This is a genomic window from Desulfobaccales bacterium, from assembly GCA_041648175.1.
Lineage (GTDB): Bacteria > Desulfobacterota > Desulfobaccia > Desulfobaccales > 0-14-0-80-60-11 > 0-14-0-80-60-11.
The window spans coordinates 1-20,600 of sequence record JBAZPO010000024.1; the positions used below are offsets into that span (position 1 = coordinate 1).

Here is a 20,600-nt window from a genome sequence, read left to right on the forward strand (position 1 = left end):
GGGTATTTAAAAATCGCCGGTAGCACAGGCTTTTCAGCCTGTGCTCATATAGGCTAAAACCTGCGACTGCATAATGTCCGGCAATTTTGCAAGAGGCTCCTAGGTTAAGTGCAATTATGGTCCTGGACCCACCGGGCAATCAGCCAATCTTGATGCGGCAAGCCATTCTCTCGGGTGTGGGCGCAAACTAACCCTGAACCTGCTCTCCTGAAAAAGCGCGTCATCTTTCTCATCGCTGCTGGATGCCCTGCCGGTCCTGGGTTTATGCTGTCCCCATGCCTTGCCGGGACAGTAGTGAGACACTTAAAATCAACCTGAGGATAACTGGCAGGTTGAACCCATCCCACCCGTACCGTGTCCCGGCACGAGGCTGCCGGCTCATCATCAATAGGTTGATATTAATGACTAATTTTTGCTTGAGCCGGATATTTATCCCGGGACCAGGGTGGCACGACCCCGGCACAGACTCGACCAGGACACGCAAGCACGCGGGTCCAGGCCGGGTATACGGTGAGGCTACCTCGCAATGGCCCGGCACGTGTCCGGCGTTTTCCCAGCCCAACCGGCCCGCGGCTGGCCATTTTTCCTATTTTTTTGCTCCTGTAGACCGATATAAACAGGTAAAAAGACGCTCTACACCCCTTCAAATTCTCCACCCGGGGGGAAGCCTGCGAGAAGAATTCCTTGAACTATCGTTATGTTAGGGGGAGTAGTGTGGCAAGTGCCTGCCTTGCCGCCTGGGACTCAAGCGCATGCAGAAGTTCTTATACCAAGTTGCGCTCATACAGGTAATTTTGTTTTTGTAGGGGCGGACCTATGTGTCCGCCCTCATGGTGGCCGCACATGCAGGTACGATCCTACAAAACCGAAGCTATTTTTACTTCTATGGACGCAACTTGGTATTAAACAATTTCGCCCAGGGAAAGGGAAAGCCCGTGCCCCAAATCAACCAAAATCCCATGTTTCGTTTCCTGATGGTGCTTACCATCAGCTCCACAGTTGGAGGAAGGTTAAAAAAGCTTGGGGATTGGGCAAAGTGGACAGGGAGATGGACGAACTTAGCCATACTTGCCCGTGATATAGTCCTCCGTTCGGGAATCCCGGGGGCGGGTGAATATCTGTGCGGTGGTGCCGAACTCGATGAGTTCCCCCAGGTACATGAAACCCGACATGTCGGAGGCCCGGGCCGCCTGCTGCATGTTGTGGGTAACGATGATAATAGTGTAGTTCCGGGCCAACTCCCGCATCAGTTCTTCAATGCGCAGCGTGGCCATAGGGTCGAGGGCGGAACAGGGTTCGTCCATAAGCAGGATTTCGGACTCCACCGCCAGCACCCGGGCAATGCACAAACGCTGTTGTTGTTCCTCAGTAAGTTCCAGGGCCGACACCTTCAGGCGGTCCTTGACTTCGTCCCACATCTCAACCGCAGTGAGGGAGCGCTCCAGGATTTCCTGCAACTCGGCTTTCCGGGGCTCACCGTGGAGGCGAGGTCCGTAGACCACATTGTCGTAAATGGACAAGGGAAACGGATTGGGCCGCTGGAAGACCATGCCCACCTTCTTGCGCAGCTGGGTGAGGACGACCTCGGGGCCAAAAATATCCTGGCCGTCAATGATGACCTGCCCGCTGATCCTTACCCCTTCGATGAGGTCGTTCATCCGGTTGAGCGTGCGCAGCAGAGTGGACTTGCCACAGCCCGAGGGGCCGATGAGCGCGGTGATGGTCTTTTTGGGGAACGCCGCGTCGATATCCTTCAGGGCATGAAAGGATTCATAGAAGAGATTGAGGCGCCGGAGTATGATAATGTCCGGAACTATTCGCGGGGTGTCATTATCCGAAGCGGCCGGAAATATAGTCATCAGTGCGTTGGTCGGCGGGCACGGTGAAGACCCGGTTGGTTTTCCCGATTTCGATGATATGGCTCATTAACAGAAACGCCACCCGGTCGGTGGCCCGGGCGATCTGTTTGGTGTTGTTGCTCACCAGGACGATAGTATAATCATTTTTCAATTCCAGCAAGGTCTCTTCGATTTTGGCAGTCGAAATCGGGTCCAGTCCGCTGGTGGGTTCATCCAAGAGGATCACTTCGGGCTCCATGGCCAGCGTGCGGGCCAGGCAGAGGCGCTGCTGCTGGCCGCCAGAAAGCTTTAAGGCCGAATCCCGAAGCCGGTCCTTGACTTCATCCCATAACTGCGCGGCCCTAAGGCTGGTCTCGGCCAGGTCGTTCAGCTCTCCCCGGCTTTTCTTCCCGGCCAACCGGGGCGCCAGGGTCAGGTTCTCATAAATGGAGCGCGGCAAGGGGGTCGGACGACTGAGCACCAACCCCACCCGCCGTCGCAACTGCACTACGTCATAGCCCGGCGCCAGGATATCCTCTTCGTCCAGCCAGGCCCCTCCCGTGACCCGGACGCCGGAGATGAGATCGCACATGCGGTTCAAAATCCGGAGCAGGGTGGACTTGCCGCTCTTGGAGGGACCCATGAGACCGAAAACCTCATTGGGCTGAATAGATAAAGTAACCCCATCCAAGGCCTGAAAATCGCCAAAGAAGAAAGACAGGTCCTCAAGGCGGATTTTATCGGAGGTTTCTTGAGTCATGGAATTTAGAGTAGCAATTGAATCACGAATAGCGCCGCATGAGCCGCTGCATCAGAGTATAAGCCACCACATTGATCACCAGAATGGAAATCACCAAAACCGCCGCGGTGCCATAGGCGTTGGGCATGGATATGCCCTCCCGGGCCAGAATATAAAAGTGCACCGCCATGGTGCGTCCCGAATCAAACAGCGACACCGGGGTGCGCAGGGCGGCGCCGGCGGTGAACAGGAGCACCGCGGTCTCCCCCAAAGACCTCCCGACACTGAGCATGATGCCGGTCGTGATCCCCGGCAAGGCGCTGGGCAGGACAATCCGGGTAACGGTCTGCCACTGGCTCATCCCCAGGGAAAGACAGGCGGTGCGGTAATCCTGGGGCACGGCCTTGATGGCCTCCTCAGACGTGCGGATGATGATGGGGAGCACCATAATGGCCAGAGTAAGGCCGCCGGAGAGCACCGACCAGCCGAACCCCAGCTTCAAGACAAACAACACGAAACCGAAAAGCCCCAGAATGATGGAAGGCACCCCTGCAAGGCATTCGGCTCCGAAGCGGATGATCCGGGTAGCCCAGCCCTCCCGGGTATACTCAGTAAGGTAAATGGCGGTTCCCACCCCGAGGGGAGAGGCCAGCAAAATGGCCAGCGCGGTGATATAGGCGGTAGCCACGATGGTGGGAAAGATGCCACCGGCCCGGCCCATATCTGTGGAGTCCTGAGAGAGGAACCCGGGGGTGACCTGGGGGAGCCCTTTTATGGAGATATCCACGATGATGAAGATCAGGATCAGCAGGGTGAAACCGGTAAAGGCCCAAAGCAGGGCTTTGACCAGACGCTGAGTGGTATGGGGGTCGAGTCGCACGAGTCTTATTCCGTTTTGCCTTTCAAATGCTTCAAACCAAATGGTTCAATCGTCACTGTCTCTTTAACCGAAAACTGAAAACCGCTTTCTTACCTATCTTCGCCGGGTAATTAAGGTGGCGCTCAAATTCAGGATCATGATGATGACGAATAAGACGATGCCGGTGGCAAATAGGGCCTCCCGATGGCGGCCCGCGGCGTAGCCCAGTTCCAGGGCGATATTACTGGTCAGAGTGCGCACCGGGTCCAGAACCGAAGTGGGGATTTGGAGGGCGTTGCCTGCCACCATGATCACCGCCATGGTCTCGCCGATGGCCCGCCCCATCCCTAATATGATCGCCGTGATAATACCGGAGGACGCCGCGGGCAGCACCACCCGGCTCACTGTCTGCCAGCGGGTGGCACCCAGAGCTAAAGAGCCATCCCGGTAAAGGTCCGGGACCGCGGTGAGGGCGTCAATGGAAATGCTGATGACTGTGGGGAGAATCATGATACCTAAGATGATGGACGCGGCTAGCAGCGACAGCCCGGGACCGCCTAAATAATTGCGGATGAGGGGCACCAGCCAGATGACTCCCAGAAAGCCGTACACCACTGACGGAATGCCGGCCAGCAGTTCCAGGGTGGGCTTCAAAACCATCTTGAGACGCTTGGGAGAAAACTCCGCCAACACAATGGCACAGGACAGGCCCAGGGGCACTCCGATGACCATGGCCCCCAAAGTAACCAGCACGGACGAGATGATCATGGCCAGGATGCCGAAATGGCCCTTGGTGGGAGCCCAGTGGCTGGAAAGGATGAAGTTTTTCAGGCCGGTGGAGAGGATGAGGGGAAAGCCCTCTATGAAGATGAAGATGGTGATGAGGGCCAGGGAGCCGATGGAAGACAGGGCCAGAAGCAGGAGTCCCCGTTCGATGAATTTCTCCCGTTGCATCATTTCACCCCGACCAGGCCCTCGGATTCGAGGATCTTCTGACCATTGGGACCCAGGACGAAATCCACGAAGGCCTTGCACGCGCCGGCAGGCTCGGCCCGGGCCACCAGCAGGAAACGGCGCACCAGTTTATAGGTATGATTTTTAATGTTTTCCCGGGTGGGGAAGACGCCGTCAATGGCTAGCGCCTTGACCCGGTGATCCACCAGCCCGGCGGAAATGTAGCCCAGGGAATGGCGGTCCCCCGCGACAATCTCCCGCACCGACCCGTTGGAATCCTGGACCAGCGCCGCGGGGGTGATTTCCTGCTTGCTCATGACCAGGTGCTCGAAGGCCTCCCGGGTGCCGGAGCCTTCTTCCCGAGTTATCAGGTCGATGTCATGGGGCGGCAATCCCAGGGCACTCCAATTTTTCACGGCCCCGCTAAAGATCTTCCGAATCTCCATCAGGCTGATCGTGCTCAGGGGATTGCTGGGGTGGACGATGACTGCAATGCCGTCATTCGCTATAGGTATCTCTATTAGTTTCTTCTCTTCGCCTAACAGCTCTCGGGAAGAAGCCCCCAAATCCGCGGCCCCATGGGTGGCGGCATAGATGCCGGCACTGGAACCGCCGCCCTGCACATCGACCCGGGCTTGGGGATGACGGTGCATATAAATTTCCGCCAACTTTTCCGCAAAGGGCTGGATTGACGTGGAACCGGCAACACACAAGGGCCGACCGGTGCTTTGCGAGGATGTGTCACAGCCCAGCGCCACCAGGAGGGCTATGATTACTGCGCAGATGCATCGGAAAGGATATGCCGTTACGGGAAATCTCCTGGTTTTGCTGAGGACAGGACTTAAGCCCCGAGCCGTTAAGGCTGTTTTTGTGGGATCTGACATGGCTCTTAAAGGTGAAGCGACTTTTGAAATTAACCCTGGGAAACTTCGGGCAGGATCAGTCCTATTATTTCAAAAATGTTAGGAATTTCAACCTAAAATCGGGAAAAGATATATGTCGGCCGTCAAAGCTTTTTTTAAGCTATCCTCTTTTCGGACCGATGTCACCTATAATTATTTCTGGTCACAGAGCGTCACCACGTTCCGCAGTAATCGCTTGATTAATCTTGACCTCTTGCACCACTGCTGGTTAACTTGATTGCTAAGGGCACAAGCTACTGCCTCAGAGCCGGCGAAAACCATGAAATATAGATTCGACTTTAAAAGTCTACAGCAGCGCCTGGCCGTGCTCCTGATCTTGCCGGTGGGCTTGTTTCTTGTCGGCGCAGGGGCCTTCGGCTATGTCTCTATTCGGGAAAGTCTACTGGAGGAATGGCAAAAGGTCGCCATCCTGAGACTGGAACGGGCCGCACATCAGATGGATATGCGGCTGAGCCAGCCCAAACACTGGATGGAGCTGTTTGCCCGGCTTGCGACCAAGCCGCACCATGCAGCAGTGCGGGATTGGATCTTGCAGCAGTTGGAGCGAGAAGACGGTGTCAGCCAGGTTAAACTAACCTGGCCAGGGACTGATGCCATGCGGACCTTTCCAGCCGTTAAAAGTGTTTCCCCGCCTCGCTACTTCTATCCTCCGGGCCATGAGACCGTGGGTCTAAGATCTGAGCTTCTCGACGCGCACGGGCAACCCTTGGGAGAGCTCGAGGTTCTCCTGAAACTCAGTTACTTAATGGAAGACGTTGTGACCTCGGGGTGGTTGCAGGCCAACATGGCCTGTCTGCTCAATGACAAAGGTCTTTACCTGGCCCATTCCAACCCTTCCATGCAGGCCCGGCACTGCCTGGGGGAAACCCAGGACCCTCTGGAAGTGGCCATGCTGAAGGCTATACCGGAAAAACCTTACGCCACCCTCATAGGCCAGGGTTGGACGCCAGAGCGCGTGGTGGGCTTCTACAAGCTGCATCAGGCTCCCTGGGCTATTATGCTGCACGCCCGGGGGAGTCAAATCCTGGCCCCCATCTTGCGTTTTCGCTTCTATTATCTGCTGGGCGTCCTCTTGTGCCTCGCCTTTATCCTGGGCCTGATGCGCCTGGGAATCAACCCGCTTATCGCGTCGATTCAACGGATAGCCCGGCGCGCTGCCTTGGTGGCCAAGGGCCGCTACGGCAAACCCATACCGGTGCGCACCCGGGACGAAATCGGCCAGTTGACCGCGAGCTTTAATAACATGGTGGAGGGTCTCAAGGAACGTGACTTTATCAGCAATACCTTCGGACGCTACGTGGACCAGGAAGTCGCCCGAGAATTGCTGAACCGCCCTGAAGCGGGCCGGCTGGGAGGTGAAAAGCGGGAAGTAGTAATCCTGTTCTCCGATATCCGGGATTTTACTCCCCTTGCGGAGACCCTGAGTCCCGAAGCCACCATCCAGCTGGTAAATCGCCATTTCTCCCAAATGATCGAAGTGCTCCAGCAGCATCGCGGCATCATTGTGGACTTTCTGGGCGACGCCATCCTGGCCTTTTTCGATCCCTTGTACGGCCCTTTGGAGCCCACGGTGCGGCGCGCGATTCGCTGCGGTCTGGACATGGAAGCCGCCGTCGCCCTTGAAAATGCCTCGGATTCTAAGTTTCCCAAGCTCCAGATGGGGGTTGGCCTGCACGTGGGAGAAGTGGTGGTGGGTAATATCGGTTCAGAAACCCGAGCCAAGTATGGCATCGTGGGCGCCGCGGTTAATCTGACCCACCGCATTCAGTCCCAAGCCCGGGGCGGCGAAGTAGTGATTTCGGAAGCCACTTACCGCCAAATCCCTGAGGAAATAGTAGTCCAAAGATCCTTCCGCACCATGCTGAAGGGGATTCATGATCCCACCAATCTCTACGTAGTGGGGGACTTGCCGGGTTGATACAGCGGTTCAGCGCCTTGCCACAAAGCTGATGATTGTCCGGTTTTATGCCAGAAGGCGTCGGAAAGTCCGGATGAATTTCCATTACCGAATGTGGAGGTGACGATTAGGAATTCAGAGTTTCGCCACCCGGGCCAGAGTGATTCAAAATGTTTTGGAGTTGCGCAGAAGGTTCGGTACATTGAGACGTGGACTTAACTTCATTTGCCGGGCCGTAGTCCTGGCTGCTTGACCGCAGCGCCTTAGACCCCCCTCAACAACCAGCCACCGCGAACATAACCGCGAGAGACGCCAAGAGGCAGAATCGCTTCATATTAGTTCCCTCCCCCTCAAACCTGGATGTACCAAAAAGATAAGCTCATTGCTCCTCTGATGCAATGATTTACTGAAACCGGCTAAGGCCATCCTAGCGCCAATTCACTTCTCCATTTACAAAGAGGACCTTTTGCGGTATGAGGACAAGGAAAAGGGCAGCCGAACTCTGGCAATCGGCGGGATAAAAGCCGGTCAGCAATCCCAGAAGTTCTCGGACAGATTATTAAGGAGTGCCAAAATCTTGCCGAAATTTTTTGAACAGGACCGCTATGGGTTTCTTTTGGTGTGCCTCTTTTTCTTCATCGCGGGAATTCCGGTCATCGAGAATTTTTTCGAATTAAAAATCATAACTGCTGTCGTGTTCTCTCTTATTTCTATTTCAGCCATCTATGCCATTACTCGCCAAAAAAGCCTTTTTATTATAAGCGCTTTGTTATTTTTGCCTTTGATTATTTGCATTTGGTGGGATTTTATTTCCCATAGCTTTTTTTCTCAATCATCTTATTCTGCCTTTAATATTATTTTTTTATCATTTATTACCTATCATATATTTATTTCTACATTCAGAGCCAAGATAGTCAATCGCAATGTTATTCATGGGGCCATAGTAGTATATTTGCTGATCGGTTTCCTCTGGAGCTTCATTTATTCATTGCTTGAAACCTTGCATCCAGGTTCCTTCAGCCATATGAGTGAAAAAATATTTGGGCACCGCCCTTTCGTCTATTTCAGTTTCGTCACCCTGACCACCTTGGGCTTTGGCGATATCACCCCCCAAACCCCGGTGGCCCAATCTTTTACTATTCTCGAAGCCATTCTCGGCCAGATATACCTCATCATCCAGGTTTCCTGGCTGGTCGGTCTTTACGTAGCCCATACCCGGGAGCAGAGAAAGCCATAAATGTGCAAAGGCATTCTGAGCGCGGCGATAGCCCCTTACTCCTCTGGCTGTGCCGCCTCCCAGGGGGGGTAGGAGGCAGACAGCACCAAAGCGCACCCTTAATGGCAAGCTTGTCTCCGACTTCTTAAAGAACCGCTCCGCAACTCCACCCGCCTTAAGGCATCCTGAAAATCCTCCGATGGGATGGCGCAGCTAAAGAACTCCCGGGCTCCCAACTTAAGCGCCTTCCAAATGAATTGGGGGGGTGCCTCTTGCACAAAGAGGAAAATTTCCGGACAATCCGACTTGCCGGTGGTCTGGGCAATCCACCTGTCCAGTTGCGGATCGTTATCCTGGTATTCCAGGAGCACCACGTCGATCCCTTTTTCCCCATTCAGACCGGCAAGTTCTTGGAAATGCTCCACCTGCCCGATCCCTGATGCATCCACGACTCGCCGTAGATATTCACCTTTTTCCCGGGAAGAGTAATAGACGCTGAATAGCATGGCTTAATCTCCTTTCTTGCCGAGGGTCTTGAAAGACTTTGCCAGATTGTCCCCGGGTTGGCTTAAGTATGGGGTCTTAAGGATTCCTTGACAATCGGGGCGAGGGCGGATTTTGCTGTGGGATTGAACTGAATTGGGGGTAAGGGAATCACTGAGATGAGGTGCGCTCTTCTTGGCGTCAAGCGCTCGGCTGCAATGGTATTTATTCGAAAAAAAATATTCCCCCTTCCTTGCCAGCCATGGTATTTTTTTCAGAATAAACTCCGATCTCTTAATTAATTACTCAACGCGGTCGATAAGTTTCTTGAGGTAACACCTTAAAGGATTGAGGTGATCATGAGGTTCTCCCCACCGGGCCTGAAATTTGCCATCCAGCCGCCAGCCCTTTGGGTCAGGCTCAGACACCGGTTAGCCCCTCTTGTGCTGCTCACCGGGGCCCTGCTGGTGTTGCCTGAATTTGCCTGGGCCAGCAGCGATGGTGGCGGCCACGGCCTGTTAGGCGCCATCGGCATTTCCATCATCGCCGCAACCGTGCTGGGCTACCTGGCCTACCTGCTGAAACAGCCGCTCCTCCTGGCCTATATTGCGGCGGGCGCAGCCATCGGCCCTGCATTCGGCTTCGGCTGGGTCCAGAGCAAAGAAGACATTCGAATCATCGCCGAGATCGGTCTGATTCTCCTCTTATTCATGATCGGGCTGGAGCTGGATCTCAAAAAGCTGAAAGAGTCGGGTAAGTCCCTTATCACTACGGGCATTTCCCAGTTCATTCTCTGCGCCGCCATGGGCCTGGGCTTTTTCATGTTGCTGGGCTTCACCATCGGCGAGCCCTATGAATATAGAATCTTCGGCGTCAAGGTTCTGGGCGGAGAATATGACCTGCTCTATCTGGCCGTCTGCATGGCTTTGAGCAGCACCACTATTGTGGTGAAGTTGCTCTACGAAAAATTTGAACTGGATACTCTGGCCGGGCGGCTTACCCTGGGGGTCTTAGTCTTTCAAGATATCTGGGCCATTGTGGTGTTGAGCATCCAGTCTTCCCTGGCCAACCCCCAGGCCCTGGAAATCCTGCTGAACTTCGGCGAGGCCGGGCTGGTCATCTTGATCAGCATGGTTTTGAGCAAATATGGGCTGAGGTATATATTCCAGAAAATCGCCAAACTGCCGGAACTCGTGCTGGTGGCCTCCCTGGGTTGGTGTTTCCTCATTGCCGGCCTGGCCAGTTCTTTCGGCCTATCCATGGAAATGGGCGCTTTAATCGCCGGGGTGGCCATCTCGACTTTTCCTTACAACGTGGACATCATTGCCAAGATCATCAACATCCGGGATTTTTTCATCACCTTGTTTTTCGTGGCCTTGGGGATGATAATTCCCAACCCTTTGCTTAATCTGGGCATGTTAAAGGTAGCGGGCGCAGCAGCCCTCTTCCTGATCGCCTCCCGGTTCCTGTCGGTCTATCCGGTTCTTTATTTCCTGAAAAACGGCAATCGGGTGAGTCTCTTGACTTCCATCAACCTGGCCCAGCTCAGCGAGTTCGCCCTGGTGATTGGCGTCATCGGGCTGAAGGAGCAACACATAGTCCGGGACATCCAGACCATCATCGTCTTTGTGTTTGTCATGACCTCCATCGCCTCTACCTATATGATCAAATATAACCAGAACATCCAGGGCTTCCTGAGCACGGCCCTGGGATATATCGGCTTCCGGGACCTGCGGAGCGAGGAGACGGGACCGGAGGCGGCCCACAAAGACATCGCCATCCTGGGCTTTTTCCGGGTCGCCAGCGCCTTGATCCAGGAGATCGAGGACACGGGAGCCGAAATTAGGGATCGGATAGTAGTAGTGGATTTCAATCCAAGAGTACTCTCTCGATTACCGCTCCACGGCGTCAAAGTCTACTACGGCGATATCAGTAACCCGGAGACCCTCCATCATGCCAACATTGAAGAGGCCAAGATCGTCATCTCCACCATTTCCGATGAGATCCTGGTGGGCACAAGTAACCTCAGGTTGATCGACCAAATCAAGAAGATTGCTCCCCAGGCCAAGATTATCGTCACCGCCGAAAGTTCAGCCCGGGCCGTAGTGCTCTATCATGCCGGAGCTGACTATGTTTTCCTGCCCAACCAGTTGGCCGCCCAACATCTACTGCCCGTGGTTCAGCGTCTACTGCTGGGAGAAGATATCGTCCTCAAGGATAAAGAAGTGGAACGTCTCAGCCAGCGCGATGAAGTGATCCGCTAAAGTCTGGGTAGCCCGGTTGGCCTCTCGTGGGCTTGCCGGGAACGGGAAATCCAGTACAATAAAGCTCATACCCCAATAGCGGTACAAAGAGGTTACCCGGCATGGGAGAGAAGCCCGAGAAAACCTTAAGTCGGCTGGAGCTGGCGGATTATCTGGAAAACCTCAGTGAACAACTGCGCCGGGGCTCTTTAGAGACCCATGGCCGCCACTGGACGGTGCCGGACGACTTGGACGTGCGGATGGAGTTCAAGGAAAAGAAGGGTTACCTGGTGGCCAAGCTGAGCTGGTCCTGGTCCACATTGGGGGACTATGACCAATCTTCACGGGAGGAAGTCAGCCGCTACCAGGAATCCATGAAGACCGTGAAGAAGCGGATGGGCGCCAGCTTTAAAGCGCTCCAGCAGGCGGTGGGTCAGGGTGCTTTTCCCGATGACCGCACCTTAGAAGATTTCATAGCAGTCTCCCAGGCCTTCGCGGCCATGGTTGAGCCGGACTGGCAGGGGGCCATGCAGGAATATATGGACCACCTAGCCAATTTGCAGCACGCGGTGGGGAACCGTCAGCAGGAAGTCATGCTCCATGAACTCCGGGACCTGCAAACCTGCATGAGTTCCTGCCACCGTGAATTCAAGTCCCGGGGCGGCAGGGCAACCTGACCGGTTTTCTCAAGAGAACAGTCCGGAATCCTACTCCTCCACCAGATCAACTTCCGCATTGAGGGTAAGATAGGCATGCTTGCCTACCATAAACCCCCCATGTTCCATTTCGGTATTAAACCTCATGCCGAAATCCTCCCGATTGATCTTGGTCTTGCCCCGGAACCCAAAACTGATGTAGATTCTGCCCTCATCGTTGAAGCGCGCCGGTCCGGCCCAATGGACATCCAGCAACACCGGAAGCGTTATACCGCGTATGGTCAGGTTTCCGTGGACCCAGGCGTGATCCAGACCGGCCGGCTCAACCCTTTCGCTTTTAAAGATGATCGTCGGGTAATTCTCCACGTCGAGGAAATCTGGACTTTTCAGGTGTTCATCCCGCTGTTCCAAGCCGGTGTAGATAACCGATGCGTCTATTTCCACCTCAACGGACGAGGCTGCGACATTGAGCGGGTCAAAGGAGAGCGTCCCAGAAACTTTGTTGAACAGTCCCACCACCCAACTCACCATCATATGACGTACGGCAAATTCTGCGACGCTATGGTTGGCATTGAGTTTCCATTTCGACATATTCTTTCTCCGGTCTGGCGTTGTCCTGGCCGCGCTGTACGATCATTTTCGATTTCTGTAAAGATAAGGATGCTTCTCTTTTTGTAAAGGCGCCGAGGGGGGCTCCCCTGCCCAGAAAACCAGGCTTTATGATTGACGAAAAAAAGCAGGGCCACAAAGATTGTTTAGTTCCCTTGTGACCCTGCTTTTCTTTGGCTGACAGCTGACTGCTGACAGCTAACTGCTTTCTTAATTTCTGAGCTGGTCGATCACCTCGTTCTTCTGGTCCAGGATGGTGACCTCGACAGCAACACCGCCATCCAGGCGGTGAGTAGCGCAGCTCAGTCACGGGTCGTAGGCGCGTATGGCCATTTCCACCTTGTTCAGGATTCCCTGGTCATAATGGCCGGCCTTGATAAACTCCTTAGCGGCCTGGTCCACCGAGAGGTTGATCGCGGCGTTATTGTGGGTGGTGCCGACGATGAGATTGACGTTGGTGATCAGCCCCTGGTCGTCGCAGGTGTAATCGTGGATCAAAGTTCCCCGGGGGGCTTCGACGCAGCCGATGCCCCGGCCGGCCTTGGGCGTAATGGGAACCCGGATGTCGGTACTGGTGATCTCCGGGTCCTCTAAGAGCATTACTGAGGTTTCCGCCGCCTGCACCATTTCGATGAGGCGGGCGTAGTGGTACAGCAGGGTGTAGTGGGCCGGCCGGCCGAACGCCGCCCGGAACTCTTCCAGCTCCGCCTGGGCCAAAGGCGTTTCCATCTTGTCGGCCACGTTGATGCGGGCCAGGCAGTTGGTGCGGTAGACGCCCGTGGGGTTGTCCAGGGACAGGTTGAGTTTGCCCCACTTCTTGGCATAGGGGAACTTCTGGTAGGACCAGGGCTCCACCCATTCCCCGATGTAGTCCACATACTGGTCGTAGGCGAAATCGTCGTAGGTGCCGTCGGGCCTCATCAGCCGCAGCTTGCCGTCGTAGAAGTCCAGTGCGCCGTCGTCCCTGACCGTGCCCAGATACCCCACCTCGATGACGCCGATGGATTTGATGGCATCCAGGTATTTGGGGAAGACGTTTTCTTTGGCAAAGTTGATGGAGAATTTAGCGAACTCCAGCAGTTCTTTGGCTTGGGGCAGCAACTCTTCCCGCTCTTTTTCGGTCATGGGCTTGCTGACCCCGCCAGGAAGCGAGAAGGTGGGATGGATGGCCCGGCCGGCGAAGTGCTCCAACATCATGGCGCCCTGCTGCCGCATCTTCACTACCTGCTTGGCGATCTCAGGGGCAGCCTGGACGATGCCCACCACGTTGCGCACCGAGTAGTCCGCGTCGGGACCGATGACGAAGTCCGGCGCCGCCAGGAAGTAAAAGTGGAGAATCTTGTCGCTGACGTAGGCAATGCTCTGCATCAGGCGGCGAAGTTTCACTGCTGCGGGGGGCGGGGTCACACCGAAGCAGGCGTCAGCCGCCTTGCTGGAGGCCAGGTGATGGGCCCAGGGACAGATCCCGCAGATGTGGCAGACGATCCGGGGCATTTCCTCCACCGGGCGGCCTTCGCAGAATTTTTCAAAGCCGCGCAGCGCCTGGACGTGCACCTTGGTTTGACTGACGTTGCCTGCATCGTCCAGATTGATGACCACCTTGGCGTGGCCTTCGATCCGGGTTACCGGTTGTATATTAATGACTTTTCCCATATTTTAATCCCCTATCTTGCCGGCCGCGCCGGGAGCGGCGCCAGGAATCCATGACCACCGATGTAGCGGTTCATGACGGCCCGCCGGTCCAACACGGTTTTGGGATCCAGTCCCACCGAGGTCAGGGCGCCCATCATATCCACCATGGGCCGAGCCCCTTTCCGGATGGGGCCGAAGCAGCCGCGGCAGGGAGTCCGGGCCTGGATGCACCGGGGCACGCCGGTCTTGCCGGCGCAACCCGCCAGCGTTACCGGACCCATGCAGAGGAACCCCTGCTCGTTGATGCAGCGCATCTTCTCCAGGCCTTCCTCCGGGTTGAACTCCATGTTTTGAATCCAGCGTTTGACCGGGCCGCCACCAGATTTCTGTTCCCGAATGACCGGGCAGGTGTCGCAGACGCTCCGCTCCGGCAGAGCCCAGGCGGTCTTGCCCGCAAGCAACGCGGTGAGGGCGTCGGCGATCCAATCCGGATGGGGCGCACAGCCCGGAATGGAGATATCCACCTTGACCACTTCATCCAAGGCCTTGCAACTGGCCAGCCACGTCGGCAGATTGGGATCCTTGGGATCAGCCGCAGGTTCGGTGCTGGCACAATGGCGGAAAACCTTCTCAAAGGTATCTTCGCCCTTCCACATGTTGGCCTGGGCCGGCACTCCGCCATAACAGGCGCAACTGCCCAGGGAAATGAGGAACTTGACCTTGCTCCGGATTTCTTTTAAAACATGTTCGTGTTCGGTGTTGCGGACGCCCCCGGAGACGATGCCTACCACCGCCTCGGGGATTTCCATGGTCGTCCCATCCCCCAGCTGCCCAAAAAACTTGTGATCTACTAAAGCGGGGATGTGGACGAAATTGAGGTGGGGTAACAAATCCAACAACGCCTCCCCGGTGTTGAGAATAGAGATCTCACAACCGGAACAGGCATTCAACCACTCCGAAACTACATTTACCGGCATGGTATACCCTCCTTTGTTAAGTGCTCGACAGTCAGCTTTCGGTCTCGACTAGCTGCCGTCCGCACCCTGGACCTTCCCGGCTAGCATTTCGACGCGGCGTCTGCGACCCTGCGGGAATACACCAGGAATTGTCCCTCCTCGTCAAATTTTTGCACTTCGAATCCGTTTTTGGCGTAGCCCTCCATAATCTGTTGGGCCTGCTCGTCGCTTTCGTAAACGACGCCGTCCCACAAGAATTTTTTACCGTCGACCTTTCTGGCCAAGGGTACTTCCATGAGCTTTCTCCTCCATCAAAAAGAAAAGGCCAAGAGGGATAAAGGCGAGTAGGCGAAATGGCCAAGAAAGCCGAAGCCTTCCGGTTACCATCCCCATCCCCCTTGTTCCCTCTTCGCCTTGGTCTCGTAATCATGCCCTGGTGCTGTATGGGCTGGGGCCCAGGGCCTTTAACTGCTCGGTCATCTCCGTCATAACGTCGGCGAACTTTTGAGCTTCAGCCGACGCAATCCACTCAAGTCGGAAGCGCTCCGGCTCCAGGCCGAAGTCCTCCAACATTAAGTCAATTCCTTCCGCTCTGTCCTTGGCTTTTTTATTACCTTCCAGGTAATGACATTCGCCCAGGTGTCACCCACATACCAGGACGCCGTCCGCCCCCTTGGTGAGGGCGTTGATCACCAGGTTGGGGTGGACCATGCCCGAGCACATCACCCGGATGATGCGGCCATTGGGGGGATACTGGAGCCGGGAAACCCCGGCCAGGTCCGCCCCGGCATAGGAGCACCAGTTGCAGCAGAAGGCGATAATCAGCGGTTCGTACTGGTCTTCCATGAAAAAACCTCTTGGCTGTCAGCGATCAGCTTTCAGCAGTCAGTTTTATGGTGCGTGGAACGCACCCTACACTAAATCAACCCCAGCGCCGCATCCACCTGGGCTTCCAATTGTTCCGGCGTAAACCCGGCCACGTAAACGCCCTGCTTGGGACAGGTGGCCATGCACGAGCCGCAGCCCTTACACTGGATGGCGTTGACTTCTATGGACTTCTTGATTTCGCCGCCTTTCATGTATTCGATCAGCGTGATGGCGCGGAACGGACAGGCGTCCACGCAGAAGGCGCAGCCGTCGCAGTTAGCGTCCACCGGAGTGGAGATGATGGAATCCATCAGCAAAGAGTCTTTGGACAACACGGTGGTGGCTCGGGAGGCGCAGGCCAGGGCCTCGGCCACCGACTCCTGGATGGGTTTGGGATAATGGCACAGCCCGGTCAGGTAGATCCCTTCGGTGGAAGCCTCCACCGGCTTGATCTTGGCGTGGGCCTCGGTGAAAAAGCCCTCGGCGTTCAAGGGCACCTTGTAGAGTTCCGCCAGCGGCGCGTTATTGTGCGGAATGATAGCGGAGGCCAGAGTCAACAGATCCACCATGAGGCTCACCGGCTTCCCCAGGACCTGATCCACGACCGTGACTTTGAGGCGGCCGTCGGCTTCTTCCACCTGGGGCAGGTCGGCGAGACGGTAATGGATGAAGACCACGCCCAATTCCCGGGCCCGTTTGTAGAGCAGCTCCCGTTCGCCGTAAGTCCGCATATCCCGGTAGAGGATATAGACATCCATGTCCGGGTTCATGATTTTCAATTTGATGGCATTCTCTACGGAATGGGTGCAGCACACCTTGTTGCAATAAGGGCGCTCGGGGATACGGGACCCGACGCACTGAATAAAGGCAACCCCCTGGGCGTTCTTGAGCCGCTCGGTTGCCTGGAGGATTTCCGCATCCAGGTCCAGGCCGAGCAGGACATTGGGGTTCTGATTATAGAGATATTCACCTTCCGGCCGGTAGGGCTCGGCGCCGATGGCCAACACCACGATACCGTGCTGGATGACCTCGTTATTAGAGAGCGTGGAGGTAAAATTACCCACTACGCCCGCCACTTCTTCGACAATCGCATCAAAGTGCAGCGAGATGTTGGGGTGCGAGGTCACCTTGCCGATCACAGCCTCCAGACGCGTGGAGACCAACCCGCCCCGCCAGGTGGTATGGAGCTTGCGGGCATTTCCGCCCAGTTGCTTTTTCCTCTCCACCAGATGCACTTGAAAACCCTGATCCGCCAGGCCCAAAGCGGAGGTCATGCCGGCCAGACCACCCCCCACCACCAGGGCCGTCTTGTTGATTGGCACTGAGAGGTATTCCAGGGGCTGGAGCAGGCGGGCTTTAGCCACGGCCATGCGGATCAGATCCTTGCATTTCTCCGTGGCCATCTCTGGCATCGTCTGATGGACCCAGGTGCATTGGTTGCGGATGTTGGCCATCTCAAAGAGGTATTTATTGAGACTCGCGGTACGGAGCATATCCTGGAAGATGGGTTGATGCGTGGAGGGACTGCACGCCGCCACCACCACCCGGTTCAGATTGTTCTTTTTGATTACCTCGGCCATCTGGCTCTGGGCATCCTGGGAGCAACTGAACAGGTTGTCTTGCACATAGGCCACGTCGGGTATTTCTTTGGCATATTCTACCAAGGCGGGCACATCGGCGATGCCCCCGATGTTCAGGCCACAGTTGCACACAAAAACCCCCACCCGGACCGGCTCTGCCGACACCTCCACTTCGGGAGGGTATGTCTTCTCTTTGGTTAAGGTGCCCCGGGCCGCAGTCAGGGCTCGGGTAGCGGCAGCCGCGGCGGCGCTCCCCTCCATCACCGACTGGGGGATGTCCTTGGGGCCGTTGAAGGCGCCGCAAGAATAGATTCCCTCACGTAGCGTCGAGGTCGGCGTGAAACAACTGGTCTCCACAAAGTTATTGGGACTCAGCGGAATCTCCAGTTTATTAGCCAGAGCCACCACATCCGGCGGAGTCACCATGCCCACCGACAAGACGACCATATCGAAGACTTCGTCATGGACCTCGCCGGCTTCGGTGACGTACCGGACCTCGAGGTCGCCGGTATCACCCACCGGATTGATGGTGTGGACTCGGGACCGGATCAGACGGGCCCCCTGGTCCTTAATGCGCACCATGTATTTTTCGAAATCCTTCCGAGGCGTGCGGATATCCATATAGAACAGGGCCATATCCAGGTGTTCCCCAATATGCTCCCGGGCGATGGCGGCCTGTTTCAAGGCTGCCATACAACAGAAATTGGAGCAGTACGGGTACTCGCCTTCCCGCTCGCTGCGCATACCCACACAGTGGAGCCAGGCGATTTTTTGGGGTTCCTTGTGGTCAGAACGCCGCACTATGTGGCCGGCATAAGGGCCGCCGGGACTGAGGATGCGTTCAAATTCCAGACTGGTGTAGACATTAGGGTACTTACCGTAGCCATACGTCCCGATGCCGGTGGGGTCAAAGATTTTAAAACCGGGCGCCAGGATAACGGCCCCCACATTGAGTTCCTCGGTCTGGGATTGCATGCTGTGGTCGATGGCCCCGGCCTGGCACACGGCAACGCACTGCATACACTCGGAGCACGCCCCGCAGTTGAGGCAGCGGGTGGCTTCCCGTTGGGCCTGTTCCTCGGTGTATCCTTGGGAAATTTCATCAAAGCAGCTACAGGTATACTCCGGAGGCAAGGCGGCCATCACTTCCCGGGGCGCCCCGGTCTCATCTTTGGGAATCTCGGCCCAGCGTTTGTGGGCCTCTTTGCCCTCGGTCCGGCCCGCGGCCATATCTTCGCCCTTCAGATAGCGGTCGATGGATTCCGCGGCTTCGATACCGCCCCCTACCGCCTCGATGGCGATCCAGGGGCCGGTATGCACATCGCCCCCGGCAAACACGCCGGGCCGGGAGGTCTCGTAGGTGATTTCGTTCACCTCAATGGTGCCCCAGCGGGACGTCTTGACGCCGCAGGCGGCAAGCGCATTCTGAGCCGCTTCCTGCCCGATGGCCGGCACAATCATGTCCACCGGCAGCTCAAAGGTGGCGCCTTCGATGGGCACCGGTTTGCGCCGGCCCGAAGCATCGGGCTCGCCCAACTCCATCTTCTGGCAGATGAGACCCGTGACTTTTACGACAGAGCCGTCTTTGCCGGTCACCGCTTTTACCGGCGCGGCCAGGTAGACGATTTCCACGCCCTCACACATGGCCTGTTCAATTTCATGGGCAAAAGCGGGCATCTCCTCCCGGGAACGGCGGTAGACGATGGTCACTTCCGACCCCAGGCGCCGGGCGGTGCAGGCCACGTCAATGGCCACATTGCCGCCGCCGATGACCGCCAGCCTTTTCCCCACCGTCAGCGGTTCGCCCAGGTTCTGCCGCCGCAGGAATTCCACGCCCTGAATGACGCCATTGGCGTCTTCGTTGTCAATCCCCAGGGGTTTGCCAACGTGGCAGCCGATCCCCAGAAAAGCAGCTTTATAACCATTTTCCAGCAGTTCGTCCAGGGTGAAATCCCGGCCCAGGGCGGTACCGGTTTTCAGTTCCACCCCCAGGCGCAGGATGTTATTGATTTCCTGATCCAGAATATCCTTGGGCAGCCGGTAGTCGGGAATGCCCACCCGCAACATGCCGCCGGGTTTGGGCAGGGCCTCGAAGATGGTGGGGCGATAACCCTTCAGCGCCAGGTGATAGGCGCAAGCCAGGCCCGCCGGGCCGGAGCCGATAATGGCCACCTTTTCGCTTTTGGCTTCCACCAGGGGCGGGGTGATGCTGGCCAGGTCCACCTGGTCCGCAGCAAAGCGTTTCAAGTTGCAAATCGCCACGGCCTCATCCATCTCGGCCCGGCGGCATTTGGTTTCGCAGGGATGGGGGCAGACCCGGCCCAGAACCCCGGGCAGGGGCAGCCGTTCCATGATAAGCTTCACGGCTTCGGCGTATTTGCCCATCTTGATGAGCTGGACGTAGCCCTGGACATTGATCTCCGCGGGACAGGTCAGGGTGCAGGGGGCCCGGTCCAGCTTCTTGATGGTAAAGGCTGAGGGAATCGCCTGGGGGTAGAGACGATAGATGGCCTTATTTTCGTCCAGACCCAGATTAAATTGGTTGGACATCTCCACCGGACACACTTTGACGCACTCACCGCAACCCGTGCATTTCTCCAGGTTGACGTAGCGGGCTTGCCTATCCAGGGTGACCGTGAGATTCCCGGCCTCACCGGTGACATCACTTAATTCGGTGAGGGCGTGGACTTCGATGTTCGCGTGCCGGCCGACCTCGACCAGCTTGGGCGAGATAATTCACATGGCGCAGTCATTGGTGGGAAAGGTCTTGTCGATCTGCGCCATGGTGCCGCCGATGGCCGGGCTCTTCTCCACCAAATGGACGAAATAGCCCGCGTTGGCCAAATCCAGCGACGCCTGCATCCCGGCAATACCGCCACCGACAACCATCACCGATCCCAAAACTTTGTCGGACATAACACATCCTTGATGCTATTGATTTATAAAGACTTGAGCTCTTGTGAGATTACGAATTAATTATCTTAAGTTCATCTTAAATATATGCACCCATTTTTGTCAAGAAGAAATTTTGGGGTAAACCACCCCCTTGCCGGTTCATAGCGAACCTGCTTCAACCCTGTTTGTTTTGCTATTTCCATGCCAATGGTTCTATTACATTTTTCAACACGATTAAGGTAAGTTAGTGTGT

Annotated in this window: 16 protein-coding genes; 4 read left to right on the forward strand and 12 right to left on the reverse strand. The window is 56.2% G+C overall.

The genetic code is table 11. The features are described 5' to 3' along the window. Positions 1–1,058 precede the first annotated feature (1,058 nt). From pstB to WC600_16685, 5 genes are all read right to left on the reverse strand, one after another. Positions 1,059–1,859 (reverse strand): phosphate ABC transporter ATP-binding protein PstB, encoded by an 801-nt coding sequence (gene pstB, locus WC600_16665; protein ID MFA4904368.1) that lies wholly within the window; start codon positions 1,857–1,859, stop codon positions 1,059–1,061. Continuing rightward, the gene (locus WC600_16670; GenBank protein ID MFA4904369.1) at positions 1,831–2,598 is read right to left on the reverse strand and encodes a phosphate ABC transporter ATP-binding protein; all 768 of its coding nucleotides are present in this window, start codon (positions 2,596–2,598) and stop codon (positions 1,831–1,833) included. Before WC600_16670 ends, pstB begins: the two co-directional genes overlap by 29 nt. Positions 2,599–2,620: 22 nt before the next feature. Further along, a complete protein-coding gene (pstA, locus tag WC600_16675) occupies positions 2,621–3,457 on the reverse strand; it encodes a phosphate ABC transporter permease PstA (protein MFA4904370.1) in 837 nt (278 codons plus the stop codon). Positions 3,458–3,550: 93 nt separating this feature from the next. Then, positions 3,551–4,393 carry a phosphate ABC transporter permease subunit PstC gene (gene pstC / locus WC600_16680; GenBank protein ID MFA4904371.1) on the reverse strand — a complete coding sequence of 281 codons (843 nt, stop codon included), beginning with the start codon at positions 4,391–4,393 and terminating at the stop codon, positions 3,551–3,553. After that, entirely contained in the window at positions 4,390–5,274 is an 885-nt protein-coding gene (locus tag WC600_16685) for a phosphate ABC transporter substrate-binding protein (GenBank protein ID MFA4904372.1), read from the reverse strand. Before WC600_16685 ends, pstC begins: the two co-directional genes overlap by 4 nt. A gap of 298 nt (positions 5,275–5,572) precedes the next feature. Here WC600_16685 and WC600_16690 point away from each other — a divergent pair, with 298 nt between their 5' ends. Both WC600_16690 and WC600_16695 read left to right on the forward strand, forming a co-directional pair. Further along, the gene (locus tag WC600_16690; GenBank protein MFA4904373.1) at positions 5,573–7,231 is read left to right on the forward strand and encodes an adenylate/guanylate cyclase domain-containing protein; all 1,659 of its coding nucleotides are present in this window, start codon (positions 5,573–5,575) and stop codon (positions 7,229–7,231) included. A gap of 445 nt (positions 7,232–7,676) precedes the next feature. Further along, a complete protein-coding gene (locus WC600_16695; protein MFA4904374.1) occupies positions 7,677–8,447 on the forward strand; it encodes an ion channel in 771 nt (256 codons plus the stop codon). Between the two features lie 98 nt (positions 8,448–8,545). Here WC600_16695 and WC600_16700 read toward each other — a convergent pair whose 3' ends face one another. Next, on the reverse strand, positions 8,546–8,932 hold the full coding sequence (locus WC600_16700) for a hypothetical protein (GenBank protein MFA4904375.1): 387 nt from the start codon (positions 8,930–8,932) through the stop codon (positions 8,546–8,548). A gap of 336 nt (positions 8,933–9,268) precedes the next feature. On the opposite strand from WC600_16700, the gene WC600_16705 reads away from it, so the two are divergent. Beyond that, positions 9,269–11,173 carry a cation:proton antiporter gene (locus tag WC600_16705; GenBank protein MFA4904376.1) on the forward strand — a complete coding sequence of 635 codons (1,905 nt, stop codon included), beginning with the start codon at positions 9,269–9,271 and terminating at the stop codon, positions 11,171–11,173. 101 nt (positions 11,174–11,274) lie between these two features. Continuing rightward, entirely contained in the window at positions 11,275–11,829 is a 555-nt protein-coding gene (locus tag WC600_16710; GenBank protein MFA4904377.1) for a GAK system XXXCH domain-containing protein, read from the forward strand. Positions 11,830–11,859: 30 nt separating this feature from the next. Here the strand turns inward: WC600_16710 and WC600_16715 are convergent, their stop codons facing one another. From WC600_16715 to WC600_16740, 6 genes are all read right to left on the reverse strand, one after another. Beyond that, complete coding sequence (locus tag WC600_16715) at positions 11,860–12,399, reverse strand: YceI family protein (GenBank protein ID MFA4904378.1); 540 nt, start codon at positions 12,397–12,399, stop codon at positions 11,860–11,862. Between the two features lie 324 nt (positions 12,400–12,723). After that, positions 12,724–14,070, reverse strand: a complete 1,347-nt coding sequence (locus tag WC600_16720; GenBank protein MFA4904379.1) for a Ni/Fe hydrogenase subunit alpha — start codon at positions 14,068–14,070, stop codon at positions 12,724–12,726. An 11-nt stretch (positions 14,071–14,081) separates the two neighbouring features. Next, positions 14,082–15,026: a hypothetical protein gene (locus tag WC600_16725; GenBank protein MFA4904380.1), complete on the reverse strand. Its 945-nt coding sequence runs from the start codon at positions 15,024–15,026 to the stop codon at positions 14,082–14,084. 80 nt (positions 15,027–15,106) lie between these two features. Continuing rightward, positions 15,107–15,301 (reverse strand): hypothetical protein, encoded by a 195-nt coding sequence (locus WC600_16730; GenBank protein ID MFA4904381.1) that lies wholly within the window; start codon positions 15,299–15,301, stop codon positions 15,107–15,109. 130 nt (positions 15,302–15,431) lie between these two features. Further along, positions 15,432–15,851: a hydrogenase iron-sulfur subunit gene (locus WC600_16735; protein ID MFA4904382.1), complete on the reverse strand. Its 420-nt coding sequence runs from the start codon at positions 15,849–15,851 to the stop codon at positions 15,432–15,434. A gap of 71 nt (positions 15,852–15,922) precedes the next feature. Continuing rightward, positions 15,923–20,368: an FAD-dependent oxidoreductase gene (locus tag WC600_16740; GenBank protein MFA4904383.1), complete on the reverse strand. Its 4,446-nt coding sequence runs from the start codon at positions 20,366–20,368 to the stop codon at positions 15,923–15,925. Between the last annotated feature and the right edge of the window lie 232 nt (positions 20,369–20,600).